Here is a 16672-nt window from a genome sequence, read left to right on the forward strand (position 1 = left end):
GGGTTTGGCAAAGGCGGTATTCATCGCGTCAATCCCATATAAAGCATAGGCAATTTCTCGGGCAAGCGCTGAACGTGATCAACCACCATGTAATTCTTTGCGCCGAAGATACGCGATACATACTCATCGGCTCTGGGGTCAAGGCTGAGACAATAAGTAGATATGCCGTTACGCGTTAATTCCTCTACTGCTTTTTTAGCATCAAACCGCAGATATTGCGGATCGCGTACATCATTGTCGGCCGGTTCACCGTCAGTAACTACCAGCAGCAGCTTTTTACTGCTGGGTTGGCGTTTCAGTATCGAACCGGCATGGCGCATAGCTGCACCCATACGCGTGGAAAGCTGACCACTCATACCGGCAAGGCGAGCCTTAGCCTTGTCGTTATAAGGCGTACCAAAATCCTTGTAACGGAAATATTCGACATCGTGTCGACCATTAGAATCAAAGCCGTGAATTGCAAAAGGATCACCTATCTTGTCGAGGGCGTCGGCCAAGAGAACAGTTGCTTCACGCGCAAGCTCCAACACGGTACTTTCTGAGCCAACTACGGCATCATTAGTAGATTCTGATAAATCTATCAACAGCATGACCGAGAGATCGCGTACTTTGCGTACATTGCGCATCATGATGCGCAGATCTGGCTGCTCACCCATGCGCATGGCAATCATGGCATTAACGGCTGCATTCAAATCAAGTTCATCACCGTCTTCCTGTTTGCGCAAGCGTTGTACGCCTTGTGGCTGCATCGCCTCAATCAGGAATTTGAGTCGTGAGATCAGCGGCTTGTGCTTGACCACTATGTCGTCAATAATTTTCGCGTCACTCGGTTTGGCACGTTTTTCAAGCACCGTGCACCATTCCGGCCGATCCAGCTGCATCTGGTAATCCCATTCTGGGTAATGGTAGGGATCCGGTGGCGGCTCACGACCCTCTTGCTCATTAATACTGGTGCTTTCCTCATCACGAAAAAACTCGCTGTTCAGCACCCATATTTCATTGGCATCGTCACCCGCGCCAGGTACGTCAATCGCGTTAATCATTTCCATCACGCTAACGTACTTGCGAATTTGCTGACTAGTCACGCCGGCGACGACCTGACCTGCTTCGCGAATATCCTCGAATTCCCAGATATACTGGTTATCATCACGATATGCGATATCTACCACGTCATTAGACTGGCTATAACTGGCACCCAACATCTGCATTTCGTCCGCTAACTGTATGCCGATCGCACATACCCACTCAGCGGCATTTTCTTGTATCTGCCGTTCCATGAATAAACGACGACCCAGTTTGACCCAGCTATGATCATCACGGTAATTTTCATCCAGCAGAACACGTGCCAGACGCGCCATCAGCGCTACCGCGTTATCTCCCGACTCAACTGTTGCTGTATGCATAGGCAGCCATATTTGCTGCAGGCCAGGAAATTGCGCCACTGCAAGTGATTCCACACGCGCGTCTTCAATCAGACCTATCATTGCAACTTGCAATGCATTTAAACCGGTACTGTCATACTGGACGGTACTGTAAACCTGATGGCAAGCTGCATGTGCTGCACTCGCACGGTACAGCTCTATGCCAGACATGCGTAATTCTTCTCCGTTTTCTGCCAGAGTAATGAAATCGTCATAAGCATCTGGCAGATGGATAATGTAACCCTCAATTGAAGGGCGATATCCTTCACGCTTTTCAAAATCGCCACTGGTAGGACGCATGAAAAAATCACGTGCCCACAAGGCGCGCAAATACATACCGATGCGCCGCTGCACATCAATAAATAGCGTACCTTTGCGTTCCTTTTGCAGCACGCCGATAGATTCGGGGCTTTCCAGACTAAAATATTTGAGCTGCCCGTCGAAATTGGTTTTGTGCGTCTGTGCACCCCATAACGCCCAGCGCCGTAAACCGCCTAATGTCAGTTGGCCGAGCAGGGTGCTAAGATGATCCAGCATGGGACGAACGCCGCGCGGAGCTTGTGCCAGCAAGCTATCAAGCAAGTGCAGATAACCGCGAAACAGCTCGGCATCCCCTAAGCGCGAAGCAGCCACTGGACTGGTAGAGAATATCGAGGCGATGACCGACGCACTGGTTTTAGAATACATTTTGATTGCAGCGGCAAGCAGATCGCTGACCGCATCTTCACCCAATTCACGTGCTACAGCGGGCGCGCTCTGGATAAATGAAACTACCAGATCTGTCCCGCGTCCCAGTGACTTCAGGCCAGTTGCGCCTTGCAGGTAATAGGTTTCCAGGCCGCGTGGACTGAACACCCGAGCCGCTTCGCCCCAGGAGGCACGCAATACATCACCTGCATGCTCCCCGAGCTCATCTAATATATCTTGATATTTTTCAAGTTCGACCGCCATGACTCAACTCCTGATGCTAGGTTGTGTTTGGTTTCTGCGGAGCGTAATGAGCTAGACGCATGCCGCGCCATTAAACTCTTTACCCAAATTCGATGGATGACGTTAGCTGTCTATCCATCCGGAACGATACGATTAGAAGTAGGTACTCACTGCTGCATCCAGCGCATCACGCATATCTGGATCATCTGTAATCGGACGGACCAGCGTCATGTGGCAAGCCGCCTTAGGATTGACGTTCTTGGCAATAAGACTTCCTGCGTAGATCAGCATACGAGTGGAGATACCTTCATCGAGACCATGCCCTTTGAGGTTACGCGCGCGCTCTGCAATGGATATCAGCTTGCCGGCCACCTCTGCAGTGACGCCAGTTTCGTGAGCGACAATCTCGGTCTCGATGTCATGTGCTGGATAATTAAAATCCAGAGCACCAAAACGCTGCTTGGTTGACTGTTTCAGATCCTTCATCAGAGACTGATAGCCTGGGTTGTAGGAAATAACCAACTGAAAATCCGGGTGCGCCTGGATCAGCTCGCCTTTTTTCTCAAGCGGAAGTACACGACGATTATCAGTCAACGGATGAATGACCACGGTGGTATCTTGGCGTGCTTCGACTACCTCATCCAGATAGCAAATCGCACCATTACGTGCAGCAATCGCGAGCGGACCATCTTGCCAGCGAGTACCGTTTGCATCTAGCAGGAAGCGACCAACCAGATCAGATGCGGTCATGTCTTCATTACAAGCAACCGTAATTAACGGCTTGTTGAGTTTCCACGCCATGTACTCGACAAAACGAGTTTTACCGCAGCCAGTCGGTCCTTTTAGCATCATCGGCATGCGTACCGAGTAAGCTGCTTCGTACAACTCTATTTCATCAGCTACGTTGCGATAGTAGGGTTGTTTTTCGATTCTGTATTGATTGATAATGTCATTCATGACTATTCCTTAATTGGGTAGATGAGTTCTCTATTAACAGCAGAACATAACCTGCCTGTTCTCAGCTAAGCACTATGCCTGGTCAAATCAATCCGGCCAGACGCGATCCGGATGCTGTATGCCTGATTTGCTGGCTTTGGCTGGCGCAGGCTTGGCGCTGGCACGAGGCTTTGCCGTGGTTACCTTGGCTGCAACGGGAGCGATATCCGGCACTGCAGTTGTTGGAGGGATATCCTGCTGTTCTTTAATCTGGCGTACACCACGTACAAGTTTTGATCCTACATTTTTCACAGGCATAAAACCTCCTCGATAATCGCTTCAATATCAGCCACGGCATGTTTACCGCGTTTTCCCACGCCATATACGCTCAGGCCTTCTACTGCAGCGGTGCGATATGCCGCACGTCGCTGCATGCCTGATGCCAGTACAGGCACATCAAATTCTGTTACTACTTCACGCATTTCACGTGACAAAGCGTTGCGAGATTCCAGCTGATTCAGTACCAGACAGGCACGCAACCCGGGGTTGTCCTGTTGCGCTTTTTTGACTGCATTAGCCATATCCACACTCGCCCACAAATCTATAGGTGAAGGCAAAACGGGTATCAGCGCCAAGTTCGCGATGTGCATGATGGCAGCTACCGTTTCCCCTTGCACCGTAGGTGGACAATCAACCACTACATAACGATAACTGCGTACCAATTTAGTAAGTACAGCAGTCGGATTACCTGCCAGTTGCGCAACACCTGGCAATCCTGAGTTACCACCACCCATGCCCACCCATTGGGTAATTGAGCGTTGCGGGTCGGCATCGACCAGATGCGTAGCACCACGTTTCGACAGTCCTGCCGCCAGATTCAGCGCCAGCGTGGTTTTGCCGGTTCCGCCTTTCTGGTTGATGACAGCGATAATGCGATTGGTCATGGTTAACTCCGCTTCCTGTTGCTAATTATTTAGCAACTGTAGTGGAAACCAGTGCGTGCATCTCGACGATAAAGCTGGAGTTGCGTTCATTCAGCACAGCGAGACCTTCACCATCAATACTGACGTTGGCATAAGTTTTTCCAAAATTAATATTTGGATAGTAATCTTCACGTTTTGACAGCTCTGCCAGTTCATCCAGAAACTTCCGGGTCTCTGGATAGCTGTTAAAGTCAAAGCGTTTATTCATGGTTGGTTCAAGGACTTTGCCGACTAAAACCGTGTCCTTATTGGCAATATTAGCTTCACTCATTGCTCTACTCCCTTATGAATTTCCGTCAACATACGATCCAGCTCTTCCAAATGTCCTAGCTCATCTTGCAAAATCGCTGTGAGCAGCGCATGGGTTTCACTATCTCGTATTCGTGCACAATAATTCGTTGCTTCTTCATATAATCGAATTGCTTCGATCTCCAGTACACGGTCTATCAGCAGCATTTCTTCTACACTACGACCAGTACGAGCCGGAGGTAATTGCGTAGCATTGGACGGGATGCCCAAAACCAGCATCCTCGCCATCAGTCGTTCAGCATGCACCAGCTCTTCTTTTACATCTGTACGCAGTCGGGTACTCATGTCTGTCATACCCCACAAACCGGCAAGTGTGGCTTGCATCAGATACTGTTGCACAGCCGCTAGTTCGTGGCTAAGGGCGCGCGACAGATATCCGTTTAAACGAGGGTCGGACTGCATGGGCATACCTCCATTAGTAGCGAGTATCAGCTGATGTCGCCATCACGGCCGCCAATGCTGGCGTCAGGTGTGCTTGGCAGGATGTTTTCTACCTCAGAGTGCACGCGAGCGATGATGTGCGCGGCTACCAGGCCATCACCCACACGTTCACATGCATCCGCACCCGCACGCACCGCTGCGTTTACTGCACCTGTTTCGCCACGTACCAATACAGTTACATAGCCACCACCTACAAACTGACGACCTACCAGGCGCACTTCTGCCGCCTTGGTCATCGCATCTGCGGCTTCAATCGCGGGTACCAGACCACGCGTTTCGATCATGCCCAATGCTACTCCGGTTACGTTTGCCATTTTTAGTACCCCTTCTCAATTCAGTTGGTTACAGACTTAATGATTGTTTCTTTACTCAGACGCGCTAGGCAGGATGTTTTCTACCTCGGAGTGCACACGAGCGATGATGTGTGCAGCTACCAGGCCATCACCCACACGTTCACATGCATCCGCACCTGCACGCACCGCTGCGTTTACCGCACCCGTTTCACCACGCACCAATACGGTTACATAGCCACCACCAACAAACTGACGACCTACCAGACGTACTTCTGCTGCCTTGGTCATCGCGTCTGCCGCTTCAATCGCAGGTACCAGACCACGGGTCTCGATCATGCCTAATGCTATTCCGCTTACGTTTGCCATTTTTAATGCTCCTTTTTAAATTCAGTTAGTTTCAGATTTAATGATTGTTCTGTTACTCAGTTGCAGTTGGCAGGATGTTCTCCACCTCAGAGTGCACACGCGCGATGATGTGCGCAGCAACCAGGCCATCACCCACACGTTCACATGCATCCGCACCTGCACGTACCGCTGCGTTTACCGCACCAGTTTCGCCACGTACCAATACAGTTACATAGCCACCACCAACAAACTGACGACCTACCAGGCGTACTTCTGCCGCTTTAGTCATCGCGTCTGCTGCTTCAATCGCAGGTACCAGACCACGCGTTTCGATCATGCCTAATGCCACTCCGCTTACGTTTGCCATTTTTAGTACTCCTTCTCAGATTAAAAAACTTGCTTATTCGCCGTTGCCGGCATCCCATGCATCAATAATTCCGCAGATAGTCAAGTCGGTTAAGGTCGCCTTGTCTCCTGTGGCAATTCGTGCTGCAGAACCACCTGCTGTTATTACCCATTTTCCTGGTGGTACACCCACCGGATCACAAGCCACGCTGATCTTGCCCTGAGTATCTTCCAATACTCTCAGTGAAGCGTTTTGCAGACCCGGAACACGCCGCGTCGCCACCAGATCTGACACCACGCGCATAATTTCCATATCAAGCCTCCGACCAGTGATCAATGATGCCGATAATAGTCAAATCACTAGGAAACTCTTTGCTACCGGCAGCTTCACGTGCTGCTGAAGAACCGACACATATCACCCAGTCCCCAGGTATACAACCCACCGCATCTACAGCAACCTGACGTGGCCCGCCTACTTTTTCGCGCACCACCAGTAATGGGCGATGTCCCAGATCCTTAATTCGGTTGGTTGAAACCAGCGTTTTTTCCACTTGGCAAATTTTCATTACGCTCTCCTAAACCGACCTATTTCTCACTCGCTGCTATCAGTTCTATCGGGCTACCTGGGCGCTTGTCCTGTACTGTCAGCCCACATACGATCAACCCCTTTTGTGCCAGCTCCTGGTAACGTCCTTCGATTGCGGCTTTCACCCGTCGGCAGCGTTCCACAGTGCGTTCGCGGCAACCCGGTACGCGACTGTCATAGCGAAAATGTATGGCTACAGGTGCTGGCAACCCACGATTTACATTGAGTTTGGTAAAAATCTTGATACCAACATCCATATCTGGCGCACCTTCTTCCACCGTATGCAGGTGGGCAAAGTAGGCAAGATTTCGCAACTGAAATTCCTCAAAGCCATCACCGACACTGATAAAGCGCTCGGCGTGACCGATGTCTGCATAACGTCCACCCCAGTTGCTGCATACATATTCAATCTGCGATAAATTATTAATCAGCAAAGTCGCAATAAGTCGACGCATGCCTTCATGCGGTTCACCCTGTCCTTCAGCCCAGCCCGTACTGCTGCTGGCAGACTGAATTGCCTGATAAACCTTGAGTCTGGCACCACTTGCGTCATCATTGACACTGGCGCGATACAATTCAATGTTATCTACATACCGATATAAACTTATGTCACCGTTAGCGTCGGGCACGTGTACTTTGATTGCATCAGTATCTGTATCCACACCGATCAACAAAATGTCTACGGACGCACCACAACAAAAACTATTTTCTATGGCCTGACGGAATTCAGTCAGACGCTTCAGTCCTGCTTCTGCCGCCAGGGTCACGTTGCTACAATGTGCAGCACAGCCTTCATGCGTCGGGTCAGAGCTGCTCCAGTGGTAAACCACCACCTTCAGGTAGCGCGTACCTGCATCTGCAGTCACTGGGCGACCTTCTCGGAAACGCATTAGCTCGGTTTCTACCCAGCGTTTCACATTGGCATCTACATCAAACATTGCACCAGCGTAGGCCTTACGGCTGCGCACAGCACCATCCGGCAAGCGCAGGATATAGCGTACAAGTCCCTTCAATCGGCCATCAGAACAGGGAGATATATCCACTGCGTGGTAACCACTGTCGAGAAAGAACGCTATTGCCTCATCTTTGCCCTGATGCGAATTATTTAATTCTGATTGTTCAGCCATGAGGCGCAATGTACGTAAAACACACTCGCCATATAACGCACGCATATCCAAATCTTCAATCCAGGCATCTGCTAACAGTTGAGCGGGCAATTCAAAACCGAGTTGCTCAAGCGCAATACGCTGAGCACGTTCAATAAAATCCGGTTCGTGCTGCATAGCTGCGATACGTTTCAGTACAGGGACAATTGCATCAAAAGCCCCTTTGACTCTATGTTCATGCGCTAACAAACGCTGATTTTCCATATCGTTAGTTAGCGGGTGACGGCATGGTCGTCCAGTTTCAGTCGAACATGCCGGGTTAACCATACGCTCATCATCGATTGCGAATACTGCCAGCCGAGGCCGTACCTGCAGCGCACCAGCAGGCGTGCCCAGTCCATAAGGCGGACGGCTTGCTGTTGACTGCGGGCTAATGACTCGCCCTGGACGGTTTCTCGTATTCATCACATTCTCCAATTAGCTTTACTGTTTACTTGATTACTTTTTTTACCTTAACCGCGCGCACCGCCGGAGTAAGTTATCGCTGAGCCTCTGGCATCATTACCGCTGCTGCCGGTAATTTTGCTTATTGGCAATTCTGGGCGATCACGCTCTTTCATTTGCGATGCACCTATCAGTGCACCACGCTGATCCCCACGTATAGTCGGATTGCGACGGCTGGAATTGCCTTCAGTACCAGTCACGCTTTCATTACGACGCCAAGCTGCTCCGGTGATAGCAAAACCACCTTCACGACCATCACCTGTAAGACGGCTGCGCACTTCTTCAACCACAGGTGTTTGCATCATGACTACGGGTGGTGCTACATCTTCCTGATAACGAAACTCAGGGGTACCTGACACCAGCCCTGCGGCCATGTTTATTGGTCCGGTGATGCGACCGATTGCGCCGTATGCAGTGCCGGTGATGCGGTTCAAGCTACTTTCCTGCGCACTGCGAGCCGGTGTAGCTATACTAAAATCCCCTTGCATCCTCTGTTGCTGGATGACAGGTTCCACTTCACGCGGTGCATTGAGCGGGCTGCGACTCAGCGGATGCGGGTTATTATTAGCGCCACGTTGAGAAACACGCTGATGTGTACCGGAATAAGGTGTACCGCTCAGTACCTGGCTTTCACCTCGCCCTGCACCTGTTACCTTGCCTGCAGATTCGGCATTATCGTTACGCAGTGCGATACCTGCACGTGCACCACGACTGCTCATCAATGCGCGTGACGCTGCCTGCTGCTCAGGATCACAAAATGCTATGTACTGATCCGGTCCTATGTATTCCGTGCCAGAGATTTGTTGACAGCCGCCAAACTCATCGCCGGTCACTTTCTGGCTATGTTCTAACGCAGTACCTGAAACAGGCTGCTCATTCCAGGTACGCATCATGTTTACCTTTTCTGGAACAGACACTGGCTCACGATTACATGCCTGATATTGAGCAAGGCCATTTGATTCAGTACCCGTAACACTTGCACACGCACCACGTTCTGTACCTGTCACCAAATTGCTGGTTGCTACATCAGTACCTGTCACCGTTTTATCCTGTAATGTACTCATGACACTTACCTTACGTGGCGCACTTGTACCATTGCGACTCGCACTTGTGGATTCATTCTGTACATACTGGCTACCAGTAAGTTTTGCACTAGCACCCGTTTCATCACCTGTTACTTTATTGGTACGGCCGATAGCGCCACCACTTACATTCTGACCAGCTGCCGTAACCATGACGCTCACTTTCGCTGGGCCAGGTTTAGGTTTGCTGTCGCAAAATGTAACAAACTGCTCTGTGCCGAGATATTCGGTACCGGTCACGCTCTTGCACAGCCCGTTATCATCGCCAGTTACTTTCATGCTCTGACCAACTTCGGTACCGCTTACACGTTGACCACGACTTGTGGTGCCGATGTTAACTTTTGCCGGAGCAGGCTCTGGTGTTGTGGTGCATAACTGTGAGTATTGCTCCATACCGATATATTCAGTACCAGTGATGGTGCGGCAACTGCCTGACTCTATACCCGTCACCTTGCCATTACGCTCTACCTGAGTTCCGGTTACAGCTGTACCACTTAACGTTGTGCCAGCCTCCACTTTTGCTGGAGCAGGTGGTTTGGGACGAACCCGACCGCTGGGTCGGCATGCAGGGTCGTTCCCGCGGCCTTGCTGGCACATTTCTTCGCGGCGAATTCTGGCTATTTCGCGTCCGCTTAGCCCGCTTTTTAAGCCATTTCTGGCAGCATTGCGTCGGTTTGCAGCTGATCCACCAGTGCTTTTTGCAGCGGTTTTACCCTTGCTGGAAAGCGCACGACGGCGTTCTTGACACAATTGACGAACTGCCGAAGCAACAGAACCAGACAACGCTAACGGTTCATCATCAACAATCGCGCATACCTCTTCAATTGCCTGCTCATATGCAGTCGTGTCAGTCGCCTTTGCCTCCTTACAGCCACATCCACAACCTGTGGTTGATCCACACCCTGAGGATGTGGATTCGGCTGTTGCAGGTTCAGGTGTATCAATTACCTTAACCTGGCTGAATGCAGCTGACATTACCGAATTGTTTTTTGCAATTGCTGACTTTCCACCCTGAGACATGGCTACTCGTCGCGCTCTAGACAACGATTTACCCGATGCACCAGTCACGGAAGCTGCTGTAGCCATTTGCACAGGCGTTACGGCAGCTTCCGCAATTGGCTGCACTGAGGTGACTTGCGGTGTAACAGTTGCTGTACTAGCGTTCGCTGCAGGCTTAGCCACAGATGCTGATGGCTGCGACGGCTTTACGCCTAGCGCAGTGCGTCCATTCTGGGACAGTGCACGTCGTCTCTCTAACGCCGCGGCTCGTGACGAACGTGGACTTGCTGTATTATTTTCCATAGGGTCGTTCATGCTCTTATCCTTCCGTATTCAACAGACCCTCACACGGGTCAATAGCTGCGAGGGTCATCTGCTGGATAGTCTGTCTACCTGGCCAACCTGCTTAACGACCGCGAAACACTACAAAGGAGCTACCCTGACTCTGAGAGTAATTGTCATAACCAATCAGGCGCACGTGATTATTCGGATGTGCGCGATGGCACGCTTCCAGTTCAGCAATAACAACGTCAACAGACTGTTCGCCGAACATAGGCAGCTTCCACATATACCAGTAGTACGCATCAGCACGTGCTGGTTCGACGTGTTCTATGCCGGGGTTCCATCCCTGGCTTATCACGTAAGCGATTTGACGGCGCATTTTATCTGGCGTCATCGCCGGTAAATACGAGAAGGTTTCGTATTTAGGAGTTGATTTGTAATCTTGAATTTCAGCCATTTCCGTTCCTTTCCTTTAGTCACTGCACGCGTTCTTCGTGCAAGCGAAAGTTTTAATTTACATATTTAAGGTTAAATTTGACCTTAAAATTAACGGTTTACCACGTCCAGCTTGTCCACAGTGTCGAATTCAAATTTGATTTCTTTCCATGTTTCCATAGCGATTTTCAGCTCTGGGCTATCCTTGGCTGCGTTGGTAAGAATCTCTTTACCTTCGCGTTCCAGTTCACGACCTTCGTTACGCGCTTCTACGCAAGCTTCAAGTGCGACGCGGTTAGCTGCAGCACCTGCCGCATTGCCCCATGGGTGACCTAAAGTACCGCCACCGAACTGCAACACGGAATCATCACCGAAGATGTTTACCAGTGCTGGCATGTGCCAAACATGAATACCACCAGAAGCAACAGGCATAACACCAGGCATAGAACCCCAGTCCTGATCAAACATGATGCCGCGTGAACGGTCTTCAGGAATGAATGACTCACGCATTAAATCAATCCAGCCGAGGGTCGCAGCACGGTCACCTTCCAGTTTGCCCACAACGGTACCTGAGTGCAGGTGATCACCACCCGACAAGCGCAGAATCTTGGTCAGCACACGGAAGTGAATACCGTGGTGCGGGTTACGATCCAGCACAGCGTGCATAGCGCGGTGTATGTGTAGCAACACACCGTTTTTGCGGCACCAGTTAGCCAGACTTGTATTCGCACTCAGACCACCAGTGAGGTAGTCATGCATAATGATAGGGGCGCCAATTTCTTTAGCGAATTCAGCACGTTCCAGCATATCTTCGCAAGTTGGTGCAGTTACGTTCAGGTAGTGACCCTTGCGTTCACCTGTTTCAGCCTGAGCAGCCATAGTTGCATCCTGAACAAACAGGAAGCGATCACGCCAGCGCATGAATGGTTGGCTGTTAACGTTTTCATCATCTTTGGTGAAATCCAGACCGCCACGAAGACACTCGTATACGGCACGACCGTAGTTCTTAGCTGACAGACCCAGTTTAGGTTTAATCGTACAACCCAACATCGGACGGCCATACTTGTTCATAACGTCGCGCTCTACCTGAATACCTTGAGGAGGACCGCCACAAGATTTCACGTAGGCAACTGAGAAGCGCACGTCTTCCAGACGCAGGGCACGAATCGCTTTAAATCCGAATACGTTACCTACCAGTGAGGTCAGAACGTTAACAACCGAGCCCTCTTCAAACAAATCGATAGGATAGGCAATGAACGCATAGAAACAGGTATCATCACCAGGTACGTCTTCGATACGATAAGCGCGACCTTTGTAATAGTCCAAATCTGTTAAAAGATCGGTCCAAACTGTGGTCCAGGTTCCGGTTGAAGATTCTGCAGCTACTGCAGCAGCAGCTTCTTCACGATCGACCCCTGCTTGTGGGGTGATCTTGAAACAAGCAAGAATGTCCGTATCCAAAGGTACGTACTCTGGCATCCAGTAAGTCTGCCGATACTCTTTAACACCTGCCTCATACTTTTTTGCGGCCATGTTTACTCTCCTAGCACTATTGTTGAAAAATTAAGTTGGAACCGTCATTTTGGTTCCGACGGTTGAAACTATTTTGCAAGAGGCATTTATTTAATAAAAGTTAAATATATTTACGATGTTCTTTTATCATCGTTTAATCTTTGCATTTCTATTCACTATGGAAACCGGCTCTATCCAAGATGCCGTATGCGATAGCCTGATACGCAAGCCTCGCTTGCACTGCAGAGATTTTTCAATTCAAAGGCTGATTTTTGTAAGAAAAATCATATATTTTTCTGGATTCAGTGGGTCTAATGCGGTTAGTAACCGGGTCTGATTTGGTTGGCTTGTCGATATTGGTCTTGAGTTCACCCACCTGGCATCATTGATGTAGCAGGCAGTTGAGGAACTATCACTTAGGGACGTAGTCCTACCGCTTTACTTCAAAAAACAGCGAACAACCAGTAAGCGTAAATCTTATGCAAACACCCTGTGGAGTGTTTTTATCTGGGTTTCTCTTATCCCTGAATAAAATCAGATTATCGACAGCGCTCAATTGCCCACAACTAAACAGGCGCTGGTGTTCGTATCCAGAACAAATTTGAAGGACAGCCAATGAATGAGCAAGTCCATATCGGTCACCCGAAAGAATTACTCTTACCAACCGACGTAGATGGGTTCGATGCTTTAGCTGAACTCGCTCTGGATATGCGTTCATCATGGAATCATGCCACTGACCAGATTTGGCGGCAGCTGGATCCCGAGCTCTGGGAGCTGACCCAGAACCCTTGGGTAGTATTGCAGACTGTGTCGCGAGAAAAACTTCAGGGGCTGTTAGCCGATGCTACTTTTCGCAATAATATTGACGGGTTGGTGCAAGCCAGACGGGATGCTGCCGATGCCCCCGCCTGGTTTCAGCAAGCTCATCCGCAAGTGCAGCTAGGTTGTGTCGCGTACTTCAGTATGGAATACATGCTGAGTGAGGCTTTGCCCATTTATTCTGGTGGGCTGGGTAATGTGGCTGGCGATCAACTCAAAGCCGCCAGTGATTTGGGCGTACCGGTCACAGCTATAGGGTTGCTCTATCAGCAAGGCTATTTTCGCCAGGTGATCGATAAAGATGGCGCGCAGCAAGCGCTATACCCGTACAACGATCCAGGGCAGTTACCCATTACACCGTTGCGCAAGCCGAATGGGGAATGGTTGCGGCTGGAGATCGCCTTGCCCGGTTACTCAGTCTGGCTGCGCGCCTGGCAGGTTCAGGTAGGTCGGGTGAAGCTGTATCTGTTGGATAGCAATGATGCAGCAAATTATCCCGCGCACCGAGGTATTACCAGCGAACTGTATGGCGGTAACCCTGAGTTGCGGCTCAAACAGGAAATGCTGCTCGGGATAGGTGGCTGGCGGCTGCTTGAAGCGCTGGGCATCAAACCGGAAGTCTGCCACTTGAATGAAGGCCACGCGGCATTTGCTGTACTGGAGCGCGCCCGCAGCTTCATGCACACCAGCGGGCAGTCATTTGAGGTTGCGCTGGCCGTCACTCGAGCGGGGAATCTCTTCACCACGCATACAGCAGTGGCCGCCGGCTTTGATCGTTTTACGCCTGCCCTTATCGAGCAGTACCTCGGTGGATACGCCGAGCAGAAGCTCGGAATTCCCTGCCACGATTTGCTGGCTCTGGGTCGTCAGAACCCAGATGATGCGACAGAACCCTTTAACATGGCTTATCTGGCAATACGTGGTTGCGGGGCGGTGAATGGTGTAAGCAGTTTGCATGGCAGGGTGAGCCGGCACTTGTTTGAGCCGCTTTTTCCAAACTGGCCAGTGGATGACGTGCCCGTCAGTCACGTAACCAACGGTGTGCATATGCCGACCTGGGATTCAGCAGCGGCCGATGATCTTTGGACCGAGGCCTGTGGCAAGGATCGCTGGCTGAACGGAACCGATACCCTTGAACAGCAGATGCGCGGTGTCGCTGATGCAAGGCTCTGGGAATTCCGCACCGCTGCAAGTGAATCTCTGGTCGAATACGCTCGCGAACGGTTGGCACTGCAACTGGCTACGTCAGGTTCGTCGCCCGAGGCAGTGGGCGCGGCGAAGCATCTGTTTGACTGTAATACCCTGACACTGGGATTTGCACGACGTTTTGCTACCTATAAGCGACCGAACTTGCTGCTTCACGATCCAGAACGCTTGCTGCGACTGTTGACCAATCCGCAACGCCCGGTACAACTTATCATCGCCGGCAAAGCCCATCCCGCTGATCTAGACGGCCAAGCACTGATCCAGCAATGGATCCATTTCACCCGCCGACCAGAAGCGCGCCCCCATGTGATCTTTCTCAGTGACTACGACATGCATTTGACTAAGCATTTGGTGCAGGGGGTAGATGTATGGCTCAATACGCCGCGCCGTCCATGGGAAGCATGTGGAACCAGTGGCATGAAGGTGCTAGTTAATGGTGGCATCAATCTGTCAGAACTGGACGGCTGGTGGGCAGAAGCCTACTCGCCAGACGTAGGGTGGGCGTTAGGTGATGGTCAGGAGCATGATAACGATCCAGCCTGCGACGCTGCCGAAGCTGAAGCGCTCTATGACTTATTGGAAAACGAAATAATCCCTGAATTCTATACACGTGATGAACAAGGGATACCTACTCTCTGGGTAAATCGGATGCGCGAAAGCATGGCGCAATTGACGCCACGCTTTTCCACCAATCGTTCAGTGCAGGAATATACAGAGCAGTACTACCTTCCTGCGGCTGCTGCCTATATGGAAAGGGCGGCTAATCAAGGCGCAATGGGTGTGGATATTATTAAATGGCAGCATGAACTGGAGCAACAATGGAACAGTCTTCATTTTGGTGAAGTAAAAATACAGAAGGAGGAGGGGCAATATATATTTGACGTTCAGATCTATCTGGATGGGCTGGACCCAGGCGCAGTGAGGCTTGAGCTTTATGCCGATGGTGTTAATGGCGCAGCCCCAGAACATATAGAGATGAAGCAGGTACGGCAATTAGTGGGCGCTGCAAATGGCTACACTTATCGCATCGATGTACCTGCAATTCGACCAACTTCAGATTATACGGCGCGACTTATACCGTACCACGTCGGTGTGGCGGTGCCACTCGAAGTCGATCGAATTCTGTGGCAGAGATGATGCCATGTAATGTCCGACACCATTTAACGATGCGTGTTGGTGCGCCACCGCACAGAACTGGCTGGCGTGGTCGTGTAATTTTGAGTGCTACTATCTGAGGAGTAATACGCATGAATCCCGTCACATCCTTTCTGGTCTTTGTGCTTATTTTCTGTGGTCTTGCCGTAGGCAAGTGGGTGGATCCCTATGTGGCAATGGTTTTCTTCGTCGCCGCGCTGATAGTTGCAGTGTCATTGAAAATGGCTAACACATGGCAGAAATTTGTCATCCTGAGGATGGGCAAGTTGCAAAGTGTCAAAGGTGCTGGCATGTTTGTCATTATTCCCGTCATCGACAACGTCATTGCGGTTATAGATGAGCGTATACAAACCACGGGTTTTAATGCTGAACAAGCGCTGACCAGAGACACGGTGCCAGTCAATGTTGATGCAATCATTTTCTGGCATGTACACGATGCGGAAAAAGCTGCATTGGCTATTACCGATTATCGTGCAGCCATCGATCAGGTAGCCCAAACCTCATTGCGCGAGATGATAGGTTCTTCAATGTTGGCCGCATTATTGTCAGATCGTAAAGATGCCGACCAGCAGCTAAAGAATGAGATCGGTGCTAAGACAGCACCATGGGGCATAACCGTAGGTTCGGTGGAGATACGCGATGTCGCATTGCCAGTGGCATTGCAGGATGCCATGTCACGGCAAGCCCAGGCTGAACGTGAGAAGCAGGCGCGGGTGATACTCGGTTCTGCCGAGGCAGCGATTGCAGGACAGTTCGTTGAGGCCGCCAATATTTATGCGGGTCATCCCGCGGCATTGCAGCTGCGTGCCATGAATATCATTTACGAGACCACCAAGGAACGTGGCGCCACCATCCTGATTCCAAGTGCGATGGTCGACAGCCTCAATCCTTCAGTTACGAGTATGGCACTTTCGCTCGCGACTAAAGAAATAGCAGATTCAGAAGTTACCCCACATCAAGTTACCGCTACTAGTTAAATCAGA

Annotated in this window: 17 protein-coding genes; 2 read left to right on the top strand and 15 right to left on the bottom strand. The window is 50.6% G+C overall.

The genetic code is table 11. The features are described 5' to 3' along the window. Positions 1–20: 20 nt before the first annotated feature. The 15 genes from SFSGTM_RS15580 to SFSGTM_RS15650 form a co-directional block, all read right to left on the bottom strand. Positions 21–2372 (bottom strand): nitric oxide reductase activation protein NorD, encoded by a 2352-nt coding sequence (locus SFSGTM_RS15580; RefSeq protein ID WP_162085953.1) that lies wholly within the window; start codon positions 2370–2372, stop codon positions 21–23. A 132-nt stretch (positions 2373–2504) separates the two neighbouring features. Further along, the gene (locus SFSGTM_RS15585; protein ID WP_162085954.1) at positions 2505–3308 is read right to left on the bottom strand and encodes a CbbQ/NirQ/NorQ/GpvN family protein; all 804 of its coding nucleotides are present in this window, start codon (positions 3306–3308) and stop codon (positions 2505–2507) included. Positions 3309–3395: 87 nt separating this feature from the next. Beyond that, positions 3396–3605 carry a hypothetical protein gene (locus SFSGTM_RS15590; protein WP_162085955.1) on the bottom strand — a complete coding sequence of 70 codons (210 nt, stop codon included), beginning with the start codon at positions 3603–3605 and terminating at the stop codon, positions 3396–3398. Next, positions 3596–4231, bottom strand: a complete 636-nt coding sequence (gene parA / locus SFSGTM_RS15595; protein ID WP_162085956.1) for a ParA family partition ATPase — start codon at positions 4229–4231, stop codon at positions 3596–3598. The genes SFSGTM_RS15590 and parA overlap by 10 nt, the downstream gene beginning before the upstream one ends. 25 nt (positions 4232–4256) lie before the next feature. Then, positions 4257–4541, bottom strand: a complete 285-nt coding sequence (locus tag SFSGTM_RS15600) for a hypothetical protein (RefSeq protein ID WP_162085957.1) — start codon at positions 4539–4541, stop codon at positions 4257–4259. Beyond that, positions 4538–4981: a ferritin-like domain-containing protein gene (locus SFSGTM_RS15605; RefSeq protein WP_162085958.1), complete on the bottom strand. Its 444-nt coding sequence runs from the start codon at positions 4979–4981 to the stop codon at positions 4538–4540. The genes SFSGTM_RS15600 and SFSGTM_RS15605 overlap by 4 nt, the downstream gene beginning before the upstream one ends. Before the next feature lie 26 nt (positions 4982–5007). Beyond that, positions 5008–5334: an alpha-carboxysome major shell protein CsoS1 gene (csoS1, locus tag SFSGTM_RS15610; protein WP_162085959.1), complete on the bottom strand. Its 327-nt coding sequence runs from the start codon at positions 5332–5334 to the stop codon at positions 5008–5010. A 51-nt stretch (positions 5335–5385) separates the two neighbouring features. Further along, on the bottom strand, positions 5386–5679 hold the full coding sequence (gene csoS1 / locus SFSGTM_RS15615; protein ID WP_162085960.1) for an alpha-carboxysome major shell protein CsoS1: 294 nt from the start codon (positions 5677–5679) through the stop codon (positions 5386–5388). 52 nt (positions 5680–5731) lie between these two features. Beyond that, positions 5732–6025 (bottom strand): alpha-carboxysome major shell protein CsoS1, encoded by a 294-nt coding sequence (csoS1, locus tag SFSGTM_RS15620; RefSeq protein ID WP_162085961.1) that lies wholly within the window; start codon positions 6023–6025, stop codon positions 5732–5734. Positions 6026–6058: 33 nt separating this feature from the next. Beyond that, positions 6059–6316 (bottom strand): carboxysome peptide B, encoded by a 258-nt coding sequence (locus SFSGTM_RS15625; RefSeq protein ID WP_162085962.1) that lies wholly within the window; start codon positions 6314–6316, stop codon positions 6059–6061. Position 6317: 1 nt separating this feature from the next. Then, on the bottom strand, positions 6318–6569 hold the full coding sequence (gene csoS4 / locus SFSGTM_RS15630; RefSeq protein ID WP_162085963.1) for an alpha-carboxysome shell vertex protein CsoS4: 252 nt from the start codon (positions 6567–6569) through the stop codon (positions 6318–6320). Between the two features lie 19 nt (positions 6570–6588). Next, entirely contained in the window at positions 6589–8160 is a 1572-nt protein-coding gene (locus SFSGTM_RS15635) for a carboxysome shell carbonic anhydrase (protein WP_162085964.1), read from the bottom strand. 47 nt (positions 8161–8207) lie between these two features. Further along, the gene (locus SFSGTM_RS15640; RefSeq protein ID WP_162085965.1) at positions 8208–10595 is read right to left on the bottom strand and encodes an alpha-carboxysome scaffolding protein CsoS2; all 2388 of its coding nucleotides are present in this window, start codon (positions 10593–10595) and stop codon (positions 8208–8210) included. A 91-nt stretch (positions 10596–10686) separates the two neighbouring features. Beyond that, complete coding sequence (locus SFSGTM_RS15645) at positions 10687–11019, bottom strand: ribulose bisphosphate carboxylase small subunit (protein ID WP_162085966.1); 333 nt, start codon at positions 11017–11019, stop codon at positions 10687–10689. A gap of 89 nt (positions 11020–11108) precedes the next feature. Then, entirely contained in the window at positions 11109–12530 is a 1422-nt protein-coding gene (locus SFSGTM_RS15650; RefSeq protein ID WP_162085967.1) for a form I ribulose bisphosphate carboxylase large subunit, read from the bottom strand. Between the two features lie 594 nt (positions 12531–13124). Between SFSGTM_RS15650 and glgP the strand changes: the two genes are divergently transcribed. Both glgP and SFSGTM_RS15660 read left to right on the top strand, forming a co-directional pair. Then, complete coding sequence (glgP, locus tag SFSGTM_RS15655; protein WP_162085968.1) at positions 13125–15671, top strand: alpha-glucan family phosphorylase; 2547 nt, start codon at positions 13125–13127, stop codon at positions 15669–15671. A gap of 110 nt (positions 15672–15781) precedes the next feature. Next, on the top strand, positions 15782–16666 hold the full coding sequence (locus SFSGTM_RS15660; RefSeq protein WP_162085969.1) for a slipin family protein: 885 nt from the start codon (positions 15782–15784) through the stop codon (positions 16664–16666). Positions 16667–16672 lie beyond the last annotated feature (6 nt).

It is taken from the genome of Sulfuriferula nivalis (assembly GCF_009937995.1).
In the GTDB taxonomy this organism is placed as follows: domain Bacteria; phylum Pseudomonadota; class Gammaproteobacteria; order Burkholderiales; family Sulfuriferulaceae; genus Sulfuriferula; species Sulfuriferula nivalis.

What these genes read in the sequence shown, in the direction of transcription:
- SFSGTM_RS15580 (WP_162085953.1), bottom strand. Translation starts at nt 2,372, where the DNA reads ATGGCGGTCGAACTTGAAAAATATCAAGATATATTAGATGAGCTCGGG.
- SFSGTM_RS15585 (WP_162085954.1), bottom strand. Translation starts at nt 3,308, where the DNA reads ATGAATGACATTATCAATCAATACAGAATCGAAAAACAACCCTACTAT.
- SFSGTM_RS15590 (WP_162085955.1), bottom strand. Translation starts at nt 3,605, where the DNA reads ATGCCTGTGAAAAATGTAGGATCAAAACTTGTACGTGGTGTACGCCAG.
- parA (WP_162085956.1), bottom strand. Translation starts at nt 4,231, where the DNA reads ATGACCAATCGCATTATCGCTGTCATCAACCAGAAAGGCGGAACCGGC.
- SFSGTM_RS15600 (WP_162085957.1), bottom strand. Translation starts at nt 4,541, where the DNA reads ATGAGTGAAGCTAATATTGCCAATAAGGACACGGTTTTAGTCGGCAAA.
- SFSGTM_RS15605 (WP_162085958.1), bottom strand. Translation starts at nt 4,981, where the DNA reads ATGCAGTCCGACCCTCGTTTAAACGGATATCTGTCGCGCGCCCTTAGC.
- csoS1 (WP_162085959.1), bottom strand. Translation starts at nt 5,334, where the DNA reads ATGGCAAACGTAACCGGAGTAGCATTGGGCATGATCGAAACGCGTGGT.
- csoS1 (WP_162085960.1), bottom strand. Translation starts at nt 5,679, where the DNA reads ATGGCAAACGTAAGCGGAATAGCATTAGGCATGATCGAGACCCGTGGT.
- csoS1 (WP_162085961.1), bottom strand. Translation starts at nt 6,025, where the DNA reads ATGGCAAACGTAAGCGGAGTGGCATTAGGCATGATCGAAACGCGTGGT.
- SFSGTM_RS15625 (WP_162085962.1), bottom strand. Translation starts at nt 6,316, where the DNA reads ATGGAAATTATGCGCGTGGTGTCAGATCTGGTGGCGACGCGGCGTGTT.
- csoS4 (WP_162085963.1), bottom strand. Translation starts at nt 6,569, where the DNA reads ATGAAAATTTGCCAAGTGGAAAAAACGCTGGTTTCAACCAACCGAATT.
- SFSGTM_RS15635 (WP_162085964.1), bottom strand. Translation starts at nt 8,160, where the DNA reads ATGAATACGAGAAACCGTCCAGGGCGAGTCATTAGCCCGCAGTCAACA.
- SFSGTM_RS15640 (WP_162085965.1), bottom strand. Translation starts at nt 10,595, where the DNA reads ATGAACGACCCTATGGAAAATAATACAGCAAGTCCACGTTCGTCACGA.
- SFSGTM_RS15645 (WP_162085966.1), bottom strand. Translation starts at nt 11,019, where the DNA reads ATGGCTGAAATTCAAGATTACAAATCAACTCCTAAATACGAAACCTTC.
- SFSGTM_RS15650 (WP_162085967.1), bottom strand. Translation starts at nt 12,530, where the DNA reads ATGGCCGCAAAAAAGTATGAGGCAGGTGTTAAAGAGTATCGGCAGACT.
- glgP (WP_162085968.1), top strand. Translation starts at nt 13,125, where the DNA reads ATGAATGAGCAAGTCCATATCGGTCACCCGAAAGAATTACTCTTACCA.
- SFSGTM_RS15660 (WP_162085969.1), top strand. Translation starts at nt 15,782, where the DNA reads ATGAATCCCGTCACATCCTTTCTGGTCTTTGTGCTTATTTTCTGTGGT.